We start from the raw sequence: 23,792 nt of genomic DNA, 5'->3' as shown, positions 1-23,792 counted from the left end.
GAAAAGGGTCCAGTCATCATGTTCAGGCTACCTACAACCAGCCTTTCTATGATGAAGGGTTCATGCCTGTGTAGATCAGAATCGCATCGCGGAGGAACACTGCCGTTCCGGGCTGCTTCGCATCGTAATGAGCGGTAAAACGCTCATCATCAACGTACATCTGAGCGAGGCCTGCATGGGCCTCTTTGCTGTAATCGTTCCAATAATAGGTGAGCCAACGCTTGTGAAGATCGGCCGCCTTCTGGGCCAGCTCACTGGCAGGATCGCCTTGCTTAAACGCTTCGGCCAGCGTCTCGTACAGCTCATCAGCCAGACGCGTTACTTCCTCATGCTGCGCTTGCGTCATATTTTTCAGCTTGGCATTGGATTTATTTACAGTCTCTTCGCCATACTTCTCGCGAATTTCTTTCCCGTATTTCTTCTCATTATCATCAATCAGCTTCTGCTTGAATCCTTCGAATTTCTCTTGGTCACTCATGGTCTTTCTCCCTTCGGCGGAGGCGATCGTGTTCTCCACATTGGTAATCAGCAAATCCAATTGCCTTCTTTTGTCTAGGAGCTGCGCATGGTGTTCCTGGAGCGCCTGGGCCCGGTTGAAGGATGGTGAGGTCATAATCTCTTTGATCCCGTCCAATGGAAGTCCGAGCTCCCGGTAAAACAAGATCTGCTGCAATTGATCGACCTCCTCCTGCCCATAAATCCGATATCCTGACGAGTTGATTCTGGCCGGCTTCAGAATGCCAATCTCATCGTAATAACGGAGCGTCCGGGTACTTATTCCTGCCAACTTTCCAAGCTTCTGCACCGTGTATTCCATGGTTTCACCTCCTGACAACATCAATGTACACCTTTACGTAACGTTAAGGTCAACACTATTCGCAAAAAAAATGATACCCGCCATCCTCAGCATACAAAATAAAAAAGAAACTGAATGTATTCTTAACAGAATATCACCCAGTCTCCCAAAACGATCCCATTCAGTATGTTAGTTCGCTTCCTCTTCCGTATCCGCTGCAGCGGCTGCGGATTTATCGGCATCTGTATGCTTCTCGTTAATCCACTGCTTCAAGGGCTCGGTCATTTGATCCTTCAGCTTCTGAACCAATTGCTCCTCTGCAATCCCCTTCGAGGTGGCTATCTCCGCTAGCGATTGCCCTTCCTTCATTTCCGCTTTCAACTCGTCCTCCGATAATCCGAGTAAAGCTGCAATTTCCTCCGGATTACCGAATTTGCCGAAACCTCGGCCGCCTTTGCCATGACCTTTTCCAAAACCGACTTCATTGCTCTCTACCATTTGCGTAAGGCGGGCACTCAGCCCCTCTTTCCACTCGGCTGCTTCGGTTTCCGTTATACCGCCTTCACTCAGGCGTTCATCGATCTTAGCGGTTTCCAGCTCGGTCAGCTTCTGCACGAACACGGATTGGGTCATTCCTTTGCCTTCGGCAATTTCGGCAAATGTGCTGCCCGCTTCAAGCGCCGTCCGGAACTCTGCCTCCGTGAGCCCAAGGACCTCGGCCGTCTCTTTGACGATGTTACCACCCCGAGGTCCACCCGCTTTACGATCCATCCACTTTCCAGCTCGGTTCTTCACTGCATCCGCAGCCGATGAGTCTGTCCCCGTCTGTCCATCCTCGGATACCGAGGTGGAAGCATCCGTGCTCGCCGCTGCAAAAACCTTGTTCTGAAGGTACCCGGCTCCCCCCAGCACAATCGTTGCTGCCATGCTGCTTACTAATACTTTTTTACTTATCGGATTCATCTTCATCTCTCCTTCTAGGGTTATGGTTTGTCTTACAATTTGAAGTATAGAGAGGGAATCTGAAAGTAAACTTAGGGGAACGTTATGCCAGGCTTAGGCTAAGCTGAAGGTTTGCTGAATGCTAGAGACAACATACCGTGTTCACCAGGATCGCGGACGCGGTTTATAGCTATTCCCAATCAAAAAGACAACGAAAAAAAACCGCCGGAGGCAGCCTCTTCAGCGGTTCCTGTCTGTTATTCCTTCACGATTCAATAAGCAACTATTCTCGAAATGGCCTCATCCCATCATATCGAGCTTTAGTTCCCCTACTCCTCCACTTCCGAAATGGCTCGACGGGCGAGATTCGTCAGCACGACATCGTCCATCGGCGGATTATGAAGACCCGCCCGGACATCCCTGTACATTCGTTCCAACGGGAGCTGCCGGGAGAGACTCAATCCTCCAACGATCCGCATGGCGTGATCAACAATCCGGACCGCTGCATTGGTCACGACATATTTGGCAAGACCCAGCTCAGGCTTGAGCGCAGCGCGGTTCTCCACTTCCTTGTCCCAGCGGTCGGCAGTTTGATACAAATAACTGCGGGCCGTAAGCAGATCCACTTCGATTTCGGCGATGTGTCTTTGGATATTCGGCAATTCGGCAATGGGGACCGTCAAGGAGTTCGGTTTATGATGACGGGCAAAATCGATGGCAAAATTACGCGCGGCATAAGCAATCCCCATATAACATGCCGGGATGTGAAGCAGAATGCCTTCCGTCGGCACGGGAAACTCAGGTTTCTCATAATCGAGTCCCCGAATCACTTCCGTCTCCGGAACGAAGACGTCCTCCAGAATCATGTCATGGCTTCCCGTTGCCCGCATGCCCATCGTATTCCAGGTTTCCTCGACCTTGACCCCGGGTCCGCTGCGAACGAGGAATGCACCAACCTTCTCGCTATCCTCGATACCGGCCGTAACCACAAATTGCTTCAAGATCGGGCTTAACGTGCTGAAGGTTTTGCGTCCGGTAATGCGCCAGCCGCCCGACACCCGCCGTGCCGTGGTCTCCGGCCTTCCGCCCCGGCTGGGACTCCCTGTCGCAGGTTCGCTCGCCAGTTCATTAATGAGCACGCCTTCAGCTACAACGTCCTTGCACAGCCTCTCAAATAAAGGCTCCGGCCAAGCCCCGGATAGGCGCAGCTGGAGTATTTGCCCGATATGCCAACCGACCGCCAGCGCCGTAGAGCCGTCGCCTCTGGCGAGTCTTTCCTGGGCAAGCACCATTTCGTATACGGAGGCTTCTTCTCCTCCAAAGGATGCCGGTACGGTCAGTTTCAGATAGCCCGACTCCTTCAGGTCATCAAAATTCTCGAACGGAAACGATCCCTCCAAGTCGTGCCGTGGAGCTCTTTCCGCGAATTTGGCCCCAAGCTTATCCGCCCGAGCTGCGATCATGGCTTCGCGTGCATTACGTATGAATGGATCTGTGGAACCGGATCGATTCAAGTTCGTCCCCTCCTTGCTAACCCTTGTATTCCGATAGATATATACTTGAAATTGTAGCAACCCTATTTTGGGGTGTCAATGAGGGGGCTCACCGATCGCCGCTCCCCCCTTTAGTTCGGATATATCCAGTGTATGAATTCCGAATCATAGAAGACAGACCGCGTTTAGATAAAGTTTTTCTTGCAAAAAAATCCGCGCTGCAGAAACAACGCGGATCCAAGACGCAAATAGAATAGTCTACATCGCGTTCTCTGTCAGAAATGAAGCGATGGCTTCATTGACTTCATCCGGGTTATCCAAATTCGTTGCATGGTGAGCGTTCCGGATGATTCTTAATCGCGAATCCGCAATTCTCTCCTGCATGTATTCCTGCTGCCTTCGGATCATCGTGTCGCTCTCTCCTTGGAGAAGCAAGGTTGGACAATGGATCTTATGCAGATCCTGCGTGCTCTCCATCCGGGTCACCGCATCCCATATCCGAACCCAGTTGGAATGCGGGATGGAACGAAAGGCTTTCTCTATATAAGCTTGATTGCTCTTATTGTACTTGGATAGCATTTTCCCTTGCATTTTTCCCGATAAGGACATCGGCATCAAGTAACTTGACCAGCGATTTAGCGGCACGAACATTCGCTCATACCAATTGAACGCATTCGTGAACGGAGTGCCGATCAGTACCAGGGCTGCGACCTTGTCAGGATAGCGAACGGCCGTCTGCAGCGAGATATGCCCACCCAGGGATAACCCGCAAAGGATCGCTTTCTCGATGCCCAGATGACTTAGCAGATCCGCCAAATCCCTGCTAAAATCCTCCGAATCCACCTTGCCGCCCGGCAAGGAAGACGAACCATGTCCCCGAACATCCCACACCACGGTTTGGTACTGGCGAGAGAAATAATCGACTTGCGGCCGCCATTGTTCATGATTCCATGAGGCCCCATGCGTAAAAACAAGCGGTTTTCCTTCTCCCTTTACTTCATAGTACAGATCGACTTCCCTTCCTTTGAAAATCGGCATATAACCATCCTCCTTGCTATATTTGAAATGATTGCGTACCGGCTTTCCATGACGGAGCAAATATCACCTGAAAGCACTCATCAAACAGTTCGTCCAACGTTCGGTTTGACTCTTTAATCCAGATCATCATGGCCCCGCTGATGGCGGCTTGCAGTACCCTGCTAACCATAGCTACGTCGCATTCAGCGATTTCTTTGTTCGTAATCGCCTGGCTGAGCATCTGCCGGGTAAACTCATCGATCAGCTGCAATCGGTACCGGGTCTTCTCCAACAAATCCGGATCATTCGTCCCTTCCAGATAGAAGGAAGTATGGTTAGCCAATTCAACAGGATCTTTCATATGTAAAACCGCATGTTTAAACACGGCCTTTAGTGCATCAAGTCTGGATTGATCGGATAGGCTGGCCTCCTGGAAGGCATGCCTGGTTAGTTCAATAACATAATCGCTATAGGCCAGGAACAAATTCTTCTTCGAACCGAATCGCTTCATTAAGGCTGCAGGCGAAATATTCACTTCATGCGTGATGTCGGTTAATGTTGCTTGACCGTATCCTTTTTTGGACAGTGCCTGGTAGACACCGTAGAAGATAGCCTCATCTTGAAATTCGCGAGGTCTTACCATACGTAATCGCCTCCCCACAGTTAGTGAATGACCATTTACTAACCATTGTTTCATAAACCTTTTCAAATGTAAACCGTGAAATGCCTGGAGGTGAACACGCACATTAAAATACGACCTGCCTCCTGCAAAAAGACTCTGTCCCCCTCTGCTGACCGCTCTAGTGCATAATCCGGCTGTCATTTTTAATAGAAAAACGCAACTTCTTTATACTCTTGGACCGAATTAACCTCTATACTGACAGTAGAAGGAAACCATAATCTAGGAGGAGCTGAGCACATTGCGTACCAAATTCATTTACCAAGCACCTGCAAACGGTTATCCCGAATGGAATAATAATCCGAATATTTTTCAGCTAAACCGTCACAAAGCCCATGCTTACATGATGATGTTCCCATCGGAGTCTGAGGCGCTAAGCCATGCCCACTCTCTGTCCCCCTGGTATCAGTCGTTGAACGGGATGTGGAAGTTTGCATTTGCCGAAACCCCTGACAAGCGCATCCAAAATTTCTACGAGGCCGATTATGATTCCGGCAGCTGGGCTGATATGCCTGTCCCTTCCCATTGGCAGCTTCAAGGCTATGACTATCCTCAATATACAAATGTTAGATACCCCTGGTCCGAATCGGAGCCTGAATTGAAAGCCCCCTTCGCGCCAACACGATACAATCCCGTGGGCTCCTACATTCGTGAATTCACGGTGCCGGACACATGGAAGGAACAGCCCGTTTATATTAGCTTCCAAGGTGTTGAATCCGCTTTCTATGTATGGGTGAACGGCGAAATGGTGGGGTATAGCGAAGATACGTTTACGCCGGCCGAGTTCGACATTACCCCCTATCTGATTGAAGGCGAGAATAAATTGGCTGTTGAAGTGTATCGCTGGTGTGATGCGAGTTGGCTCGAGGATCAGGATTTCTGGAGGCTTAGCGGGATCTTCCGCGAAGTCTACCTCTATTCCGTCCCTGCCATCCATATCTCCGATTTCTTCGTCCGGCCGGTTCTTGATGACGATTACCGGAATGCCGAGCTGCAGATCGATGCAACCGTTACGAATTATTTTAATGAAACCATCGATAAGGACAGGCTTCAGCTTGAGGCACTTCTATACGACCAGGATCGTCAGCTGGTTCGGAAACAAACGCTCACCATAGCAGATTACATTATGGTGGAGAGCACCTTCACCCTGATCATGAACGCACCCGAACCTAAAAAATGGAGCGCGGAATCGCCTTATCTGTATACCGTCGTTCTGGCATTAAAGGATACGGACGGAGCATGCCTCGGAGCCGTAAGCTGTCGCACCGGCTTCCGCCGCTTCGAGCTGAAGGGCGGATTGATGCGGATTAATGGTCAGCGCATTCTGTTCAAAGGCGTGAACCGGCATGAATTCTCTCCGGATACCGGACGGGCGCTTTCCCGCGAAGACATGATCACCGATATTGAGCTGATGAAGACGCATAACATCAATGCGGTACGGACTTCCCATTACCCGAATCAATCCGTATGGTATGACCTCTGCGATGAATACGGCTTATATGTGATCGATGAGACGAATCTGGAGACGCACGGAACGTGGGAGTACCGGCAGCAGGAACTGAAAGAAACGGTCCCCGGCAGCAAGCTCGAGTGGCGCGACAACGTGTTGGACCGCTGCAATTCGATGTTTCAACGAGACAAGAATCACCCTTCCGTCATCATCTGGTCGCTTGGCAACGAATCCTTCGGAGGCGACAACTTCATTGCGATGCACGATTTCCTGAAGGAGGCCGATCCGTCGCGGCTCGTTCATTATGAAGGGATTTTTCATTATAGGGCGTCCGAGGCTGCCAGCGATATGGAATCCACCATGTATGCAAAACCGCAGGAAGTGGAGAAGTATGCAACCAGCAACCCGAGCAAGCCTTACATCATTTGCGAATACAGTCACGCGATGGGCAATTCCTGCGGCGGGCTTCACCTGTATTGGGAGCTGTTTGAGAAATATGACATTTTACAGGGAGCTTTTATATGGGACTGGATCGATCAAGCGATCCGCACCCAAACGGCCGACGGTATCGAATATTTAGCGTATGGCGGGGACTTCAACGAAACGCCGCATGACGGCAATTTCAGCGGAAATGGCCTGATCTTCGCGGACCGCAGCAAAACCCCCAAGCTGGACGAAGTGAAAAAATGCTACCAGAACGTCAAGTTCGAATGTTTGGACCTTGCTGCAGGCCGGATTCGGGTCAGCAACCGTTTCTTGTTTACTAATCTCGATCAGTATCTTGTAAAATGGGAGATCCAACTGAACGGAGAAGAAAGCCAATCCGGCACGCTCCAGCTCTCGCTCCAGCCCGGTGACCATACCGAAATCAAGATTCCTTATTCTCCTATAGAGGACGATGGAAAAGAAGCGATTCTCACCGTCTCCCTGGTTCGGAAGGAGAGCGCCAAGTGGGCAACCGCAGGACATGAAGAGGCTTGGGAGCAGTTCGCGCTAACGCCTTATATAGCGAGCCAATCGGAAACAGACTCTCTTTCAAACGTGGAGATCCTGGAAGTTACCGAGTCGGATGAAGAGCTTCTCATCACGGGTCCTGCCGTTTCGTTACGCTTCGACCTTGGCACCGGCGATCTGACATCTTACGCGCGATCCGGCAAGGAATACCTGCTGGCACCGGTCAGACCGAATTTCTGGCGGGCCGTCACCGATAACGATCTGGGCAACCGGCTCCCTGAACGCTGCGGCGTATGGAGAACGGCCCACGACCGGCGGAAGCTGCTGGCTCTGCGCTGGCATACGGAGGGCCCTGCCGTCGTGGTCTCCAGTCAATATCAGATCGAGACAACTCCTATATCCGGACTGACCTTGGAGTATCGAATCTTCCCGGATGGAACCATCCGCGTGCAAGAAACCTTTGTTCCGGGCAGCGGCTTGCCTGACATTCCGGAAATCGGTATGCTGTTCTTGCTGGATGAAAGTCTCGATATGCTCAGCTGGTACGGCCGGGGGCCGCATGATAATTATTGGGACCGGAAGACAGGCGCCAAAATCGGTCGATACACGGGAAGAATAGCCGATCAGTTCGTTCCTTATCTGAGACCTCAAGAATGCGGGAACAAAACGGATGTACGCATCGCGAGCCTTACCGAAGGAAGCAGCGGGGAAGGTCTACGATTCGAAAGCTCCTCCCTCATGGAGTTATGCGCCCTGCCGTGGACGCCGGATGAACTGGAGGGGAGCGACCATGTATACAAGCTCCCGCCAAGCGATAAAACCGTCCTGCGCATCAACTACAAGCAAATGGGCGTAGGCGGCGACGACAGCTGGGGAGCGCCAATCCATGAAGCGTTCACGCTGCCCTCCAACCGTACGTATAGCTTCAGCTTTACGATGGGAAGAGCACGTTGAACCCATCTATAAAACAAATACAAAGAGCAGCTTCTAAGTTTAGAAGCTGCTTTTTGTGCTATGACTTTCTATCCGCCATCATGAATTCAGATCGACGGTTTTGTTAATATCCGAGTCACCCTCCGGCTGTTGGCCCACCATTTTTTTGAAGAAGGCTTTCACCGTTTTGGTTTTGTTCCCGGTTTCCCAATACTCCGCGGTATCCGTATCCACCTTGATCAAAATAATGTTGGGATTATCGTAGGACGTTTGCAGAAATTTCTCATATGCCGCATTCCAAAGCGCCTTTTTCCGTTCTAGGTCATCCACGACTTGGGCCGTTCCCCGAATCGATACATAGGAGTTGCCGACATAAGCGACATTGACGTTGGGATTGGCCATGATTTCTTGATATTTGCTGGTGTCCCTTTTCGTTAAAAACCACAAATCGCCGTCGAATTCGATATCCTGCGTTTGCATCGGTCTGGAATTGATCCCGCCCTCCGATATCGTGGAGAACATCGCTGTTTCAATATCCTTAATAATATCCTTCACGGTCTCGACCGCTTCTTGGTTCACTACAGTTCCGTTTGACATCTGAATCACCCCATCCTTGTATTTAGTCTGTATTTACACTTCCCATAATTAAGTTAAACGATGAATCCTTTATAATTCCGTTTTCCTTTGCTGAGTCATCTATCATGATCCAGGCAGAGCCTAAACCATCCGCCTGCACCAAAAAAAGCCGGAAACTGCCAGCGCAGTCCGACTTTTTATGAACAATTCGTTATGAAGCTTACTTTATTTCTTTGTACCTTGCGCGCCACTATACACGCGCTTTGAATTCAAGTGCGTAAACAGATGAAGGTCGTAACCGATGCCCCCGCTGCCATGCTTCTACCGGCACCTTGCTTTCCTTGCACACAATATGATCCGGCTGGAATACGGAGTTAATATCATCGTAAGAATTGCCGGTGATTTCATAAAGGATCGTTTCCCCCGAAGCCTCGAAGGCCTGCAAATCCAGGACGGCCGTTACCTCCTCCAGACTACGATTCACGATAAATACGGTGACTCGGCTACCGTCGTCATTCGTCCCGGCCACAATGTCCAGGTCCAAAAGCGCGTCAAGCTCCACAGGCGTCTTCTTGCTTGATGCCACGGAGAAAGTTCCGCATACCGCTTGGACGGGGAGAATACGCCGGACGTCCCGATTCGCGTAAAGTTTTAACACTTCGTAAGTCGGCGTCCCGTATATCGTGAGCGGAAGCCCGCTCCATCCGGGTTCCTTGCCGCAATACTGATCCGCATAGTAGTCCCCGACTCGTATGCATCCTCCGAGCCAACCATTCACAAGATCGGAGAAGCTGCCGATATGCACCATGTCGCTGCAGCGAATCATTTCGTTCAGGTTGGCGGCATTGGCCACCGCGGCTCCTAACGTATGCTCGTTCGGCAGCCCTTTTCGCACCGTATTCGGATAGTACATTGTGTTGTATTCGGTGATCGCCAGCTTCACGTGGCTGTGCTTCGCCTTGGACTCAATAAGCTCCGTCGTCTGCCGGATATGGTGCCGGGTCCACTCGGGATAAGAGGCAATCGCTTTATAGCGTTCCTCTGCCGGCGTATCCCCGTTCATGCCGAAGGGTCCGTAGCCATGATACAAATGCAGCGTCAAATAATCCATATACTCGCCTGCCAAATCCAGCACGGTTCGGTTCCATTCCTGCTCGTAATGCCCGCAGGCCAGCAACACGATGGAATCGTCCGCCTCCTTCATGGCCTTGGCAAACGAGATCGTCCGCTCCGCAAACCGGTCTGCCGTACAAGTGCCGACCTGCCATTGGCCCCATACTTCGTTGCCGATCTCCCAATACTTGACGTTATACGGCTCTGGGAAACCGTTTCGGGCTCGCAGAGCTCCCATCGGCGTATCGACGCTTCCATTGCAATACTCGACCCACTGGGCGGCTTCCTCTGGCGTACCGGATCCGTCATTCACGCAAATCAAAGGTTCCACCTGCAGCTCGCGGCAAAAGCGGATGAATTCGTCCGTTCCGAAATATTTGCTGGTCCATCCTCCCCAAGCCTCGTTGTACATGACCGGTCTCTCCAGAACCGGACCGATGCCGTGCTCCCAATGGTAAGCGCTGATGTAATTGCCTGCGAGTCTCATCATGCCCGCATTCAGCTCTCTCGTCATCTCGACCACTTCACGCTTCACCATGGCGATGCTATCGATCGGCAGCAGGGACACGTGATCGATCCAGAGCATCCCGGTGGATACGTGATCGATCCACCTTGGATGCTCGGCCGGAACATACACCCGGATCTCGGCATCGCTGCAAGCGCGTGATATGGACAGCTCTCCCTCGTATTCCTGCCAGTTGTGGCTGCCCAGCTCCACGCGAAGCTGACCAAGCATCTCCTCCGTGCGCCGGTCCACGGCTTCGACCCTCACGTATTGAAGCTCAATGGAAGCGCGGGCAACAAGCCGGACCGTATACTTCATCGGACCCTTTAATGCCGCTTTCTGCGCGATGCCGGCATAGGCTTCGTCATCGCTCAGGATGTGGATGCGCTGGGCGCGTCCCGAATGCCGGGGTGCCGGCGCTTCCATGGCGTATCTGGTGTTCCGCCCGTTGGTATAGGCGCGCCAGCTTCCCGATACCGGCGTCTTGGTCTCCGCCTCGCTTTCAAAATCCATGTCCATCAGCGGAAAAGCAAGCATCGCCTCCATATGGTCCCGAATATCCTCCACAAAATGCCCGAACAGATAAGGATTGATCGTATGCTCGCTCTTTCGACTGCAATCAATGGTAATCGTTGCGTTCGTATTCAACATAAAACCTCCCAAAGGAATTTTAGGCTGGCCCGTACGATCGGTATCGGAAATCAACCTTTAATCGAGCCAATCATGACGCCTTTAACGAAATGCCGCTGCACGAACGGATACATCAACAGCACAGGTAAACTTGAGACGATAATTACCGCGTATTTAATACTCTCGGCAAGTAAAATTTTATCCTCCAGTCCAACGCTGCCGTCCACGGAAGCGGATTGGCTGATCAGCAAAATTTCGCGCAGCACCAGCTGAAGCGGGTGCAAATTCTCGTTACGAATATAGATGAGCGCATTAAAGAATGAATTCCAGTGACCTACCGCATAAAACAAAACCATGACTGCCAGGATCGGCTTGGACAGAGGCAGAATGATACTGAAAAGCAGCCTCCAGTTGGAGCAGCCGTCGATATGGGCGGCCTCCTGCAGCTCCCAGGGAATGCTCGATTGGAAATAGGTCCTCATCACGATCAGATTGTAAGTAGCGATGGCGCCGGGAACAATCAGCGCCCACATCGTATCGACCATTCCCAAATCCTTGACCAGCAGATACGTTGGAATCAACCCTCCGCTGAAGAACATGGTCAGTGTGATAAACACCATGATGGCATTGCGCCCCGGAAGGTCAGGCCTCGATAGCGGGTAGGCAGCCAAGATCGTCATGATAATATTGATCACTGTACCGACGATCGTATAGAAGATCGTGTTGCGATATCCTATCCAAATCTTTTCGTTTTGCAAAATATTCGTATAGGCATCCAGCGTGACGCTTTTCGGCAGCAGCCAAACTTCGCCGTTCAATACCCTTGTCGGATCACTGAACGAAGCGCTGACAATAAAAATCAACGGGTACAGCACAATGACGATAATGATCGCGGCGATCACGTAAATAATGACATCGAATACCCGCTCATTCGCGGCTTCTTTTACTATCGACGGCTTGGGCATGGCGCGTCCCCTCCTTTACCATAAGCTTGTCTCTGACGTCTTACGCGCAATCCGGTTTACGAACAGCAACAGGATCAGATTGATGACCGAATTAAACAGCCCGATCGCTGCCGTGTAACTGTATTCTCCCTTTAAAATGCCTGTCGTGTAGACAAACGTGGAAATGACGTCGCTCGATTCCAGATTCAAGTTGTTCTGCATCAACAATATTTTCTCAAAACCAATGTTCATGAAATGGCCGATATCCAAAATAAGCAAAATGATAACGACAGGCGCGATTCCCGGCAAAGAGATGTGCCAAATGCGCCGCAGCCTCGACGCCCCGTCCATCTTGGCCGCCTCATAGAGCTGCGGGTTCACCCCGCTCAGCGCCGCAATATAGATGATGGACTGCCACCCCATGTTCTGCCAGATGTTAGATCCTATAAAGATGGTCTTGAACCAGCTAGCTTCCTCAAGAAAACGGATCGGCGTACCGCCGACGGCCTCAATCAACAGATTGATCGGACCGCTATTGGGCGAGAGGAACACGTTCAGAATGCCAACAATCACAACCACCGAAATAAAATGTGGAATGTACGTAATGTTTTGCAGCCATTTGCTGAAAGTCTTGTTGCGTATTTCATTGATGATCAGCGCCAGCAAGATCGGAATCGGGAAGGCGATTAACAAGGAAAACAAATTGATGGACAGTGTATTCCACAACAGCCGCCAAAAATAATACGAATCAAAGAAGCGTTCGAAATGCCCGAAGCCCTCCCAGCTGCTGCCGAGGATTCCTTTTGCCGGATTGAAATTTTTAAACGCGATCTGCAGCCCGTACAACGGACCATAATGAAAGACCAGATACCAGACAACCGGCAGAAGCAGCATGAGATACAGGTCATATCGCTTGGCCATTTGCCTTAAAAGGCGGGGACCCCGCCTCGAATCGCTTCGAGGCAGAGCCATCGATGTATCGGCTTTGACACGCTTCATGGGCATCCACTCCTTATCCATGATGTAGCAGCATTATTTCTGCATTTTGTCATAGGCACCCTGGTACAATTGCTCCAGCTCGCCTACTTTCATCTTCTTGAGCGTGGATTGGAATTCTCCCCACTTGTCGAAGCTAAGGGCGCCAACAATGAATTTCGTGCTTTGCTCTTCGTAATATTTGTCGATATCGTTGCGCAGAATGTTGACCTGCTGTGCGGTTTGTTCATCAAACATCGGAGCCGCATAACGAACCTCCGGCATGAACGGATCCAGCTTCTGCTGCGCTTCCTGCACCTGCGGCGGATTGATGAAAGAAGCAACCTGCTCGCTGATGAGATGAGGTGCCCCTCCCCCGGCGTAAGGCGTGATTTTGGCCTGATTGGTAATATCCTTCAGGAAATCCTCGGTATAGAACGGAATCCCGTCCTTAAGTTCATAATGCTCCCCTTCCCTGCCGAACCTCAGGAGCGTCGATCCTTCGTCACTATAGAAATAGTCGATCCAGCGCATCGTTACGTCCGGGTATTTATTAATGGATGTGATGGCAAAGGCTCCAAAATCCCGCGCAATCGGCAAGGCCTGGCTTTGCATCCGATCTCCGTTCGGGCCAGCCGGAGGCGCGATTCCGGTATACTGGTCCTGGATCGACAAGAAATTATTGTTAGTCTGGTCAAAGAAGAATCCCGCATTGCCCGACCCCTGCTTGGCCAAATATTGCGCTTCGGTGTGTGAGAATATCTCGGGATCCAGAAGCTTCTCCTTGTAAAGCTTGTTTAAGTACATGAGCATCTCTTTATTCTTGTCGCTGCCCATCCAGATACTAACTTTGTCATTCTCGATATTGACGTTATAGCCGAGCTGGGAATCCAGTCCGAATGATCCGCTCATTGCGGCCACAACCGGCAATCCGAGCCGAGCCGTCATCGGGATTTCGTCCTGTTTACCGTTGCCGTTCGGGTCCCCGTCACGGAAGGCCAGCAGCACTTCATACAATTCTTCCGTCGTCTCCGGCACCTCCAGATTCAGCTTCTCCAGCCACATCTGGTTGATCCATTTCTTATCCGTCCGTGCCGCGCCCAGTGTTACAATGCCCGGAATCGCATAGATATGCCCCTCCGGCGTCGTGATGCCCGAGCGAATTTCGGGATATTGCTCCATCAATTTTTTCAGATTCGGCGCATATTCATCGATAAGGCCTTCCAGCGGAATCAATTGCCCTGCCGATCCGTAGCGAACGGCCTCGAGCGGTGATAGGCCGGAACGGAACAAGGCATCAGGCAGCTCGTTGGAGGCGAACAACAGATTTTTCTTCTCCTGAAAACCATCCGTCGGCGCTTCAATAAATTCAACCTTCACATTGCTCAATTTCTCGTAGTCCTGAAATACCGGCATCTCTTTGAACGGACCGTTCACGGGTGCAATCCGGGTGAACATCTTGAGATCCACGGGCTGCCCTACAATCGGAAACCCTGTAGCATGAACCACATTCTCTGTACCTTCGGGTGCAGCTTCTTTCTTCGAACCTCCATCGGAACTGCATCCAGCCAGCATCAAGCTGGAAGCGATCATTGTGATGACCGCGTTTCTTCCCCAGCGTTTACGCATAAATAAGCGACCCCCATATCCCTTCATTCACCAAGCGCCATTTGTAAGCGTTTACTATTGGTGTGTGATTATTATAATTCACCCTTCAAGACGGCCCATTACAAAAATATGACCATTTACTCCACATATTTTACGGTTTGTGAGCGGCGTCCTCCCCGCACGGCTCTTCTGCCGATCTGAATACTTGGTTTTTGGCCTATTCTCTTCCCAAGCGGTTCAAATACTCCTGCGGGGTTACCCCCGTTATTTCCTTGAATACTTTAAAAAAATAGTTATGGGTCGTGAAACCCACTTGATTGCTGATTTCCTTGATCGAGTATTTGCCGCTTTCCAGCAGCTTCCGCCCTGCGTCGATTCGAACCCGATTCAGATACTCCGAGAACGTCCGCTGCGTCTCTTCCTTGAATATTCTGCTTAAATAAGAAGAGTTCAGGCCGATTGCACCGGCGGCAAGCTCCAGCGTGACATAACCCGGATACCTCTCCAGAATAAAATGAACGGCCTGCGTGACATGCCGGGAATACGGTCCCGCCGCACGGTGCTGCTTCAGCAGGCCAAGCAAGTCCGCATAGTAGGATTGCAGCCATTGCACCAACTCTCCAACAGTGCCGATTCTTCCGAGCTCGCTTCTTGAAGGAAGCTTCTCCTTCGCGGCTTCCGCAGATTGCATCCATGTCTTCCATGCCTTATCCCCGGTTTGCATGAGCTCGCTGACTATCATTTGGACCGTATGCGAATGGATTGGCAGATGACGGATTGAAGCAAAGATGGAGAAGATTAACCCGTGCACGTCTTCAATGTCCAGCCTTTCAATCGATAGCAGAAGCTGTTTGTGTTCCTCGATCGTCAAAGATACGCGCTGATGGTTTCCGCCCGCAAGTCCCCCGGCCCGGCCCGGTATCCTTGGAGCTGCACTGCTTCCGGACGGCTCTGCAGTGGAAGCGTCGAGCACCCGCTCAGCGGAGATATAACTTGAGCCGAGTTGTGACAAGCTGGTGCATACATGTCCGACGGAGACCACGCATTTTAAATTAAGGAACAGCTCAAGCGCATGCTGAAGCTTTCTCATCCGTCCGGCTATCTCGTTATTGATGGCATGCTCGCTCCGCTCCTTGAACGCAAACACGACAATAAACCGTCCATCCTCCACGTAAGCCGCCGTCCGCTCCTGAATATCACCCAAGCTCTGCTGCATCATATCGACCACCTGCTGAACCAGCCGGTTCGTTTGCACGTCGCTGTATGACTCCGTCAGCAGCAGGAACGGAACAATCTGCACGGCCGCTGCCGCATAGCTTAACGCGTGGGTGTACAGGCTGTTTTTTTGTGAGAAAGCCTTAACCTCCGTGGTTGCATCCTTCTGCCCGCTAACGAGGTAAACGATATAATCGCGGATCAGTGCGGGAATTAGAACTTCGGTCTCGACCTCGTGAGTCATGCGTACTTCCAGCAACCGATCTTCCTGCCGCAATTCCAGGACCGCTTTATTTAACAGGGTGACTAGCGCTGCACCGTCCAGCCGATGCTTCAACAGATAATCGATGGAGCCGTTCTTCAGGCACTCCCGCACGTAGTCATAATCATCAAAGCTGCTGAGCATAATCGTCTGAATGAACGGAAACCGTTCTTTAATCGCCCGGTTGAGCTCTACGCCGTTCATTTCGGGCATATTCACGTCAATGATCGCAATATGCGGGGGAGACTGCTCAATCATGGCCAAGGCCATCAATCCGTTATGCGCTTGGCCGCATAATTCGAATCCATGCTCATTCCAGTCCAATAACGTTCGCAGATCATGCCGCACGAGCGGCTCATCATCAACGAGCAGCACTTGAAACATGGCTCTATATCACCTCTTGTCGGGATTTGTCCGAACTCTCCATTTTTTTCGGCAGCCGGATCTCGGCCTTTGTATATAAACCCGGCTCACTGTACAGCTTGACGCCGTACGAATCGCCGTACATGTGAACGATCCGCTCATGCACATTACGCACGCCCATACCGCTAAAACGGGAGGTTTCTCCCTTCGTTCCCGTCCCACCCAGCAGGTGTGCCCTTTGCCCTTCCGTTATGCCCTTGCCATTGTCGATCACTTCAATCCTCAAATCGCTGCCCTCATCGCATACGCGTATCAGCACGAGTCCTTCCTGCTCCATCGCTCCGATTCCATGAATGATGGCATTCTCCACAAGGGGCTGCAGCATCAGCTTCAGCACCCGGCATTCCAGCAAAATGTCGTCCTCGATCTGGGTAACCATCCGGACCGGCTCCATATACCTGTACTTCACGATCGAGATATAGCGTTCAACATAATCCAGTTCCTCCCTCACCGTCAGAAATTCACTCGAATTGCCCAGAACACCGCGCATAAGCTCAATCAGCGATCCGGACACCTCTTCGATATTCGGCACGCCATTCATCTTGGCCAAATACTTGATCGTGTTCAGCGAGTTGTATAAAAAATGGGGATGAATTTGCGCCTGAAGCGCCGTTAACTCAGCCTCCCGCTTCTCCTTCTCGCTGACCCGGATCCCTTCCAGCAGTCGCTTCAATTCCTCCACCATGCTGATAAAGACGCGGTACAGCTGCCCGGTCTCGTCTTCGCTTGTTATCTCTTTTCTCGGAAACGTCAGATTCCCTTCCTTCACAAACATCATTAAGGACTTCAACCTCCGGATATTAAGGGTGATTCGGGAAGATACCTGCAGCGAACCGATCAGGACAACAATGAAGACGATAACCGATACCTCCGCCAACAGTTTACGGAGCTTTGTCGATTCGCTAAGCAACGAATCCATCGGTATCAAAGCTAGGGTAGTCCATCCCGTATAACCGGATTGGCGGCTGACAACGATGTAGTCTCTGCCGTCAATGGCTTGCTTGATGGCATCCCCATTCCCTGCGAGTTCTCCGTGGATGCTGAGAATCTTCTCGAACGACGGGGCAAAGGACGGCGCCGATTCGGCCTCATAGACAAACCCGCCCTGCTTGTCCAGTACATAGACCATGCTATCGGTGGTCGGCTTCACGCCATATGTTTTTTGGATGAAATCATAATTCAAATCCACCATGACAACCCCGATCGGTTCCCGGTTATATCGGATCTCCCGCCCGATCGTGATGGCATCCGACACCCCGGTCTGCTTGAAATACGCATGACGCGATCCATTCTGGAGCATGTAATCCATCATTCCGGTCCCCAAGACCGTCTTGTCCAGCCACGGACCACCCGAGAAAAACACCTTGCCGTTCAAACCGACCACGGCAATTCGTGAAATATAAGGCTTGTAATCAATCAGCACGGATAGAAACTCATCGATCCGTTTCTGCTCTTGAAACCATTCATAACTTATTTCTTCATGAGGGCTCAGCAGGGTGTCGATCACCGTGTTTTTGTTGGTCACCACGACGGTGTTCAGCCGGTCGATCTCTTCCAGCATCATATTCAGCGATTCATCCGCCTGCCTGATGCTGTCCGAAACCGAGGTGATCGCATTTTGCATGATCGTCTCGCGCATGCTCATATACACGATGACCGTAATGGAGACAATGGACACGAACGTAACCGCACTGAACGCAATAAAGATTTTCCCCTGAATACTTCGTCTGGGTGATATCCACCTTTGAATCGTAGAGAGTTTCATGGCGCGTGTCTCCTTTTTCCAGATCAGAAGAAATCGATAGTAAACGTTTACAAAAACATATTGCCGTCCGTACGGTCAGCATTGAGCTCCGCGCATGGTTATGGGAGGCACCTTATAATAGATCTTGAAAGCCCTGGTGAACGAATACAAATTCGGATAGCCGAGAGACAAGGCAATCTCGGTAATCGTTGCGTCCGTTTCTTGTAACAACCGTTTTGCCTTTTCCATTCGTATGCGCTGAAGGTATTTTAACGGCGGCATTCCTACCTGATGGGTGAACATATTGGAGAAGTACGACCGATGCACCCCCGCGAATTCGGCAACCTGTTGTACGGAAATCCCCTCGGTAGCATGCAGCTCCATATAATCCAAACACTCGTGAATCCATCCCGCTAGTTCCGTCGGCTGTGCGGAAGCCATATCCGGGACCATGCCGGCGAGCAGTCCATAAATCAAGCCGTGCAGCTCCAGCGATACCGCCGGTTTCCAGCGCTCGACACCGGCCAGGGCATCAATCACGCGTTCGGAGGATTCTTTGACTCTAGAGGATATCATTTGTTTGCCGAACGGGCTTTCCGGAAATAAGCCGGCCAGCTCCAACAATGGCTTGACCCTGTACCCGTCCACTGCCAACCAGCTCATCTGAAGCGGTGCTTCCGCGGGAAGCATGTGATAATAATAGGTCCGGCCCGGAAACAGGCAGAACAGATCATTCTTCTGCAGATCCACTCGCTTGTCATCGAACTCTAGCCGTACCATGCCTTCATGTACAAAATGCAGGCTATAACACTCGATTCGCTTCGGTCCGACTCTGTAATTGGGCTTGGCAATGCTTCGCCCAGCCCGGACAGGCCAGATCTGCTCCTCTTTATCCAAATATCCCGGCGTATAATAGATGAATTCCGCATATTCATATTCGTATTCCTGCATCATGACTCCCTCCTCTTCCTTCATTTTTCCATCAAGAATAACAAAATGACAACAAAAATATAACACCTCGCTATTTTTATAACCCGTTATTTTCAATATCATCATACTAGGAGGGGATTACACTTGTCGAGAAGACCTAACATTTTGCTAATCACAAGCGATCAGCAGCATTGGAATACAATCGGAGCCTTTCAGCCTGAAATCTCTACGCCCAATCTGGACCGTCTGGCGCGTCAAGGGACGACGTTCGATCGGGCGTATTGCCCCAATCCCACCTGCACGCCGAGTCGAGCTTCCATCATTACGGGGCAGTACCCGAGCCAGCATGGAGCATGGACCTTGGGGACGAAGCTGCTGGAAGACCGCCATACCGTGGGAGAAAGCTTCCAAGGCGCTGACTACCGGACCGCGCTGGTGGGAAAAGCGCATTTTCAGCCGTTGAAATCAACGGAAGATTACCCATCCGTAGAGGCCTACCCGATTCTTCAAGATTTGGAGTATTGGCGGAATTTTAACGGCCCTTTTTACGGATTCGATCACGTCGAGCTGGCCCGCAACCATACGAATGAGGCCCATGTCGGACAACATTATGCCTTATGGCTGGAGGAGCAAGGATGCGCCAATTGGCGGGAGTATTTCCTACCGCCTACGGGAACCATGGATCCTTCCCAAACATACACCTGGCCCATCCCGGAAAAATACCACTACAACACCTGGATCGCCGAGCGAACCAACTCTCTTTTGGAAGAATATAAGAAAGCGGATGACTCCTTCTTTATGTGGGCGAGCTTCTTCGACCCGCACCCGGAATACCTGGTGCCGGAACCATGGGCTTCCATGTACGATCCGGATAAACTCACGATCCCATCCCTGACGCGAGGTGAGCATGACCGCAATCCGCCGCACTTCCGCTTGACGCAGGAAGAAGACCCGGATTTTTCGCATCTCGCTGAAACCGGGTTCGGCATTCACGGCTACCGTTCCCATCATTATTACGAATACGGCTCGAAATCCAGGTTAACGGAGTACGACAAGAAGAAGCTGGTCGCCGTGTATTACGGCATGATCAGCATGATGGATAAATATATCGGCAGCATTCTCGATAAACTGGATGAACTGGGACTGACCGAGGATACAATCGTTGTCTTCACCACTGATCATGGACATTTCTTCGGCCAGCATGGCCTTCAAGCCAAGGGCGGGTTCCATTACGAGGATTTAATCAAGCTTCCATTCATTGCACGATATCCAGGGAGGGTGCCTGCCGGAAAAAGGACCACTGCAATGCAGTCCCTGGTCGACCTGGCCCCTACCTTCCTCTCCTTCTGCAATATACCGATACCGCCAGCGATGACGGGCATCGACCAAAAGGAAGTGTGGCTCGGTAACGCGAACGCCGCGCGGCAGCACGCGCTCTGCGAATTCCGGCATGAACCTTCGACGATTCATCAGAAAACGTACATCGAGCAGCGCTATAAGATCACCGTTTATTACAATCAAACCTACGGCGAGCTCTTTGACTTAGAAGCGGATCCCGGCGAGCTGCGCAATTTATGGGACGAACCGGGGTACGAGCCGCTGAAGGCGGAGCTTCTGCTCAAATACATCTGGGCCGAGCTTGGCAAGGAGCCGATGCCGATGCCGAGAATTCATCACGCTTAATGGAAAGGATAAACGCGTACTTTAGCAGTCTGAAAGAACGGTTAACGCTGCTGGCCCAGCTATTTTGGACCTTCTTTCGCATCGGGCCTTCCACCTTTGGAGGCGGATATGCGATGCTGCCCATTATTGAGCGCGAAGTGGTAAGCAAGAAAAAGTGGGTAAACGAGGAGGAGATCGGTGAGCTTATCTCGCTTGCCGGTTCCGCTCCCGGTGGAGTCGGCGTGAATGCGGCCGCGATGATCGGCCACCGGCAAGCCGGCATTGCCGGGGCTGTTTCGGCTGTGCTTGGCGTGACATGCCCTACGTTTTTGATCGTGATCCTGATCAGCATAGGCGCCATTTTTTTTCGGGATCAACCCAAGGTTGAAGCTGCTTTAAAGGGGATGCATGGCGCCGTTATTGCGTTGATCGCCGTCGCTGCTTACCGGATGGCCAAACATGCCGTCTTTGATGCAACGACAACGATATCCGCCCTAGCCACCGTATCCGTGATGCTGTTTACAAGCGTGCACCCCCTCTATCTTATTGCGCTAAGCTTACTATGCGGAATGGCTGTCATTCAGATCAAAAAACGGCTGGGCCTTCAAGCGAATACAGAGAAGAAAGCTGCGATCAACAGCTGCCCGGAACTGGAATATTACATTTGAGCGAAACGAATCGGGGCGATTGAAACATGTATTGGGACTTGTTCATGATGTTCATAAGTGTAGGCCTCGTGTCCTTTGGCGGCGGTTATGCGGTAATCCCGGTCATTCAGAAGGAGGTAACGGAAAAAGGGCTGCTGACTGCCGCGGAATTCCAGCAGACCGTGGCGCTGGCCGGCATGGCGCCCGGTTCGATCGCCACCAATGCCGCTACGCTGATTGGCTATCAGTCCGCCGGCTATATCGGAGCCGCCGTCGCAACTGCGGGCATCATCCTGCCGTCGCTGGTCGTCATCGTGCTGCTGTCCGCCCTCTTCTATCGCATGCGGGGCAATCCATATGTACAATCTTCTTTATACGGCCTGCGTCCCGTAACGACAGGACTCATTGTATATGCAGCTATTCATTTTGGGTATCCCGATGAGGGTGAAGGGCTCATTCAGGGCCTCATTCCTACGCTGCTGATTTGCGGAGCCTGTTTATTTCTCTTGCTGAAGTATAAACTTCACCCGTTGTTAATACTCCTCATGGCCGGCGCTGCCGGTATTGTTTTATTCTAATAAGTTGGATGGCTGTCGGCCGTGCGTGAAGGATTGGACAAGGTTTCCTTTCCAAAGCACGAATAACAAGCCGGCACCTTCATGGTCCGGCTTGTTTTGGTTTCTTTTTTTATGGTGTCATCCGTTCCGAAATCCTCTTGGCCATCCACTCGTTTACTTCCCATAGATCAGTAACAGGAGCTCCTGTGAAAGGCAGCGTATGCATGTAACCGGAATTGGCAGGCCCGAATTCAGGCGTTATGCTGGTATAGCTGAACCCTTGCTCTCTCCGGCATTGGACAATTCGTTTCCACCACGTTTCAAATGCGGCCAGTTCCCGGCTATATTCGGGCGCTCCGGGATGGGGAACCTGCGGGCCCTGAGCGTAACCTACGCGAGCGTGTATATGAACGGCGCGGCGAATAGCGATCTCCATGTCTTCCGCATAATCCTCCAGCATGGTCTCCGTCACACAGCACCAATGGCTGAAATCAGCCGTAATACTCAGCTCGGGGAACTCCTCCAGCAAGCGGCGCGTTGTCCATGGCGTAAACATCGCCCGCGATCGGTGGGTTTCATGGCCGATGGTAATGCCGACCTCTTGCTCAATCTTCAACGCGGCTTCGAAAAAACGCAACTGGTCCTCTATCTTCATGCCATCCCGGGCACTATGGGACACGATCAGTTTCGGATCGAAATCGGCAGCCCGGCGTACCTGCTCGGCGAAGGTTTCTTGATGGGGAACGGAAGTGACCACCTGGGCAATATAGTGAAGCTGCAGCTCAGCAAGCAGGTCTTTGAATTCGTGTTCCAATTCCCGAGGAGGCAGCGGGGCTTCAATCCCCGTGTAACCGGCCTGTGCAGCCCGCGTCAATTGGTCCCTGTAGCTTCCTTCCATGCCCCATAAGGCTTTATACAGCTGAATATTCAATTCGCGAATTCTCCTTTTCCCCTTCAGGTTATTCGTTGACGAATTTCGTTCCGGCTATATTCTTTCCGCGGGCCAGCCACACTTTAAAGCCCGGGTTCTTATCCGGGTAGACAAGCGCTTCCGTCGAGAAATACCGCATGGTGTAGCCGCAGCGACGGTACGGGCTAGTATTCGGCTCCGCGCCATGAATGATCCGCGAATCGTGAAGCGAGCATTCTCCCGCTTCCAACTCGAAGTAAACCGCTTGAGACTCATCGACGGAACCGCTCTTGATTTGGGTGTCGAACAAATTGCTCGCCCGGTCTACTTCCTCATAATCCGAGAAACCGTTACGATGCGTACCCGGAATGACCCGCATGCATCCGTTTTCCTTCCAACTGCGGTCGATCGCCAGCCATACGGTGATAATCTTGTCGAAGCTGCTTAATCTTCCGTTCCAGTAGGCCGAATCCTCATGCCACGGCGTAGCACGTCCGACAAGCGGATCTTTACAGATAAAGTGGCTGGACCACAACCCGATATTCGGACCAATGATCGGTTCAACCAGATCCAGTACCTCATCGGATAACAGAAAGTCGAGCAGCCTTTCGTCACGGAAATGCGGCGTATCCAGCTCGTCGGATAATTTGCTGCCCTTCTCCTCCAGCTGCTCTTCAAAGATGGATGTCAGAACCTGCATTTTTTCGTCACTAAAGAGCGGCTTCTTGTACAAGTAGTACCCATTTTCCTTATAAAACTCAACTTCTTGCTTCGAAAGGGCTTGCGTTGTCATCATCATAACCTCCAGTCAAGTAGGGATTTCGTTA

At 51.4% G+C, this 23,792-nt stretch carries 19 protein-coding genes; 4 read left to right on the top strand and 15 right to left on the bottom strand.

The window, feature by feature from the left end; genetic code table 11:
* Nucleotides 1-46 precede the first annotated feature (46 nt).
* The 5 genes from CRG97_RS04085 to CRG97_RS04065 form a co-directional block, all read right to left on the bottom strand.
* Nucleotides 47-817 (bottom strand): MerR family transcriptional regulator, encoded by a 771-nt coding sequence (locus tag CRG97_RS04085; RefSeq protein ID WP_098741879.1) that lies wholly within the window; start codon nt 815-817, stop codon nt 47-49.
* 168 nt (nt 818-985) lie between these two features.
* Nucleotides 986-1,759 carry a hypothetical protein gene (locus CRG97_RS04080; RefSeq protein WP_098741878.1) on the bottom strand — a complete coding sequence of 258 codons (774 nt, stop codon included), beginning with the start codon at nt 1,757-1,759 and terminating at the stop codon, nt 986-988.
* Nucleotides 1,760-2,067: 308 nt separating this feature from the next.
* Nucleotides 2,068-3,252, bottom strand: a complete 1,185-nt coding sequence (locus tag CRG97_RS04075; protein WP_202618866.1) for an acyl-CoA dehydrogenase family protein — start codon at nt 3,250-3,252, stop codon at nt 2,068-2,070.
* 237 nt (nt 3,253-3,489) lie between these two features.
* Complete coding sequence (locus CRG97_RS04070; RefSeq protein WP_098741877.1) at nt 3,490-4,269, bottom strand: alpha/beta fold hydrolase; 780 nt, start codon at nt 4,267-4,269, stop codon at nt 3,490-3,492.
* 16 nt (nt 4,270-4,285) lie between these two features.
* Nucleotides 4,286-4,891, bottom strand: coding sequence for a TetR/AcrR family transcriptional regulator (locus CRG97_RS04065; protein WP_098741876.1), 606 nt, complete (start codon nt 4,889-4,891; stop codon nt 4,286-4,288).
* A 277-nt stretch (nt 4,892-5,168) separates the two neighbouring features.
* Here CRG97_RS04065 and lacZ point away from each other — a divergent pair, with 277 nt between their 5' ends.
* Nucleotides 5,169-8,285 (top strand): beta-galactosidase, LacZ type, encoded by a 3,117-nt coding sequence (lacZ, locus tag CRG97_RS04060; RefSeq protein WP_098741875.1) that lies wholly within the window; start codon nt 5,169-5,171, stop codon nt 8,283-8,285.
* A 78-nt stretch (nt 8,286-8,363) separates the two neighbouring features.
* On the opposite strand, the gene CRG97_RS04055 is transcribed toward lacZ, so the two are convergent.
* The 8 genes from CRG97_RS04055 to CRG97_RS04020 form a co-directional block, all read right to left on the bottom strand.
* On the bottom strand, nt 8,364-8,861 hold the full coding sequence (locus CRG97_RS04055; protein WP_098741874.1) for a pyridoxamine 5'-phosphate oxidase family protein: 498 nt from the start codon (nt 8,859-8,861) through the stop codon (nt 8,364-8,366).
* Nucleotides 8,862-9,090: 229 nt separating this feature from the next.
* Nucleotides 9,091-11,106 (bottom strand): alpha-L-arabinofuranosidase C-terminal domain-containing protein, encoded by a 2,016-nt coding sequence (locus CRG97_RS04050; RefSeq protein WP_098741969.1) that lies wholly within the window; start codon nt 11,104-11,106, stop codon nt 9,091-9,093.
* Nucleotides 11,107-11,159: 53 nt separating this feature from the next.
* Nucleotides 11,160-12,053: a carbohydrate ABC transporter permease gene (locus tag CRG97_RS04045; protein WP_098741873.1), complete on the bottom strand. Its 894-nt coding sequence runs from the start codon at nt 12,051-12,053 to the stop codon at nt 11,160-11,162.
* A gap of 15 nt (nt 12,054-12,068) precedes the next feature.
* A complete protein-coding gene (locus CRG97_RS04040; protein ID WP_098741872.1) occupies nt 12,069-13,031 on the bottom strand; it encodes an ABC transporter permease in 963 nt (320 codons plus the stop codon).
* Between the two features lie 33 nt (nt 13,032-13,064).
* Entirely contained in the window at nt 13,065-14,636 is a 1,572-nt protein-coding gene (locus tag CRG97_RS04035) for an extracellular solute-binding protein (protein WP_098741871.1), read from the bottom strand.
* Between the two features lie 196 nt (nt 14,637-14,832).
* Complete coding sequence (locus tag CRG97_RS04030; RefSeq protein WP_098741870.1) at nt 14,833-16,476, bottom strand: response regulator; 1,644 nt, start codon at nt 16,474-16,476, stop codon at nt 14,833-14,835.
* 4 nt (nt 16,477-16,480) lie between these two features.
* The gene (locus CRG97_RS04025; protein ID WP_098741869.1) at nt 16,481-18,280 is read right to left on the bottom strand and encodes a sensor histidine kinase; all 1,800 of its coding nucleotides are present in this window, start codon (nt 18,278-18,280) and stop codon (nt 16,481-16,483) included.
* Nucleotides 18,281-18,355: 75 nt separating this feature from the next.
* Nucleotides 18,356-19,210: an AraC family transcriptional regulator gene (locus tag CRG97_RS04020; RefSeq protein WP_098741868.1), complete on the bottom strand. Its 855-nt coding sequence runs from the start codon at nt 19,208-19,210 to the stop codon at nt 18,356-18,358.
* A 123-nt stretch (nt 19,211-19,333) separates the two neighbouring features.
* On the opposite strand from CRG97_RS04020, the gene CRG97_RS04015 reads away from it, so the two are divergent.
* The 3 genes from CRG97_RS04015 to CRG97_RS04005 are packed head-to-tail and all read left to right on the top strand — an operon-like array spanning nt 19,334 to nt 22,076.
* Entirely contained in the window at nt 19,334-20,872 is a 1,539-nt protein-coding gene (locus CRG97_RS04015) for a sulfatase family protein (protein WP_098741867.1), read from the top strand.
* The gene (locus CRG97_RS04010) at nt 20,872-21,519 is read left to right on the top strand and encodes a chromate transporter (protein ID WP_098741866.1); all 648 of its coding nucleotides are present in this window, start codon (nt 20,872-20,874) and stop codon (nt 21,517-21,519) included. The genes CRG97_RS04015 and CRG97_RS04010 overlap by 1 nt, the downstream gene beginning before the upstream one ends.
* Nucleotides 21,520-21,545: 26 nt before the next feature.
* Nucleotides 21,546-22,076 carry a chromate transporter gene (locus CRG97_RS04005; protein WP_098741865.1) on the top strand — a complete coding sequence of 177 codons (531 nt, stop codon included), beginning with the start codon at nt 21,546-21,548 and terminating at the stop codon, nt 22,074-22,076.
* Between the two features lie 109 nt (nt 22,077-22,185).
* Here CRG97_RS04005 and CRG97_RS04000 read toward each other — a convergent pair whose 3' ends face one another.
* Together CRG97_RS04000 and CRG97_RS03995 are read right to left on the bottom strand one after the other, a co-directional pair.
* The gene (locus CRG97_RS04000) at nt 22,186-22,986 is read right to left on the bottom strand and encodes a sugar phosphate isomerase/epimerase family protein (RefSeq protein ID WP_098741864.1); all 801 of its coding nucleotides are present in this window, start codon (nt 22,984-22,986) and stop codon (nt 22,186-22,188) included.
* 28 nt (nt 22,987-23,014) lie between these two features.
* A complete protein-coding gene (locus tag CRG97_RS03995; RefSeq protein WP_098741863.1) occupies nt 23,015-23,761 on the bottom strand; it encodes a phytanoyl-CoA dioxygenase family protein in 747 nt (248 codons plus the stop codon).
* Nucleotides 23,762-23,792: the final 31 nt, after the last annotated feature.

The sequence above is a fragment of the Paenibacillus sp. EZ-K15 genome (genome assembly GCF_002573715.1).
GTDB lineage: Bacteria > Bacillota > Bacilli > Paenibacillales > Paenibacillaceae > Paenibacillus_AQ.
This window is presented reverse-complemented; position numbering and strand designations above follow the sequence as displayed.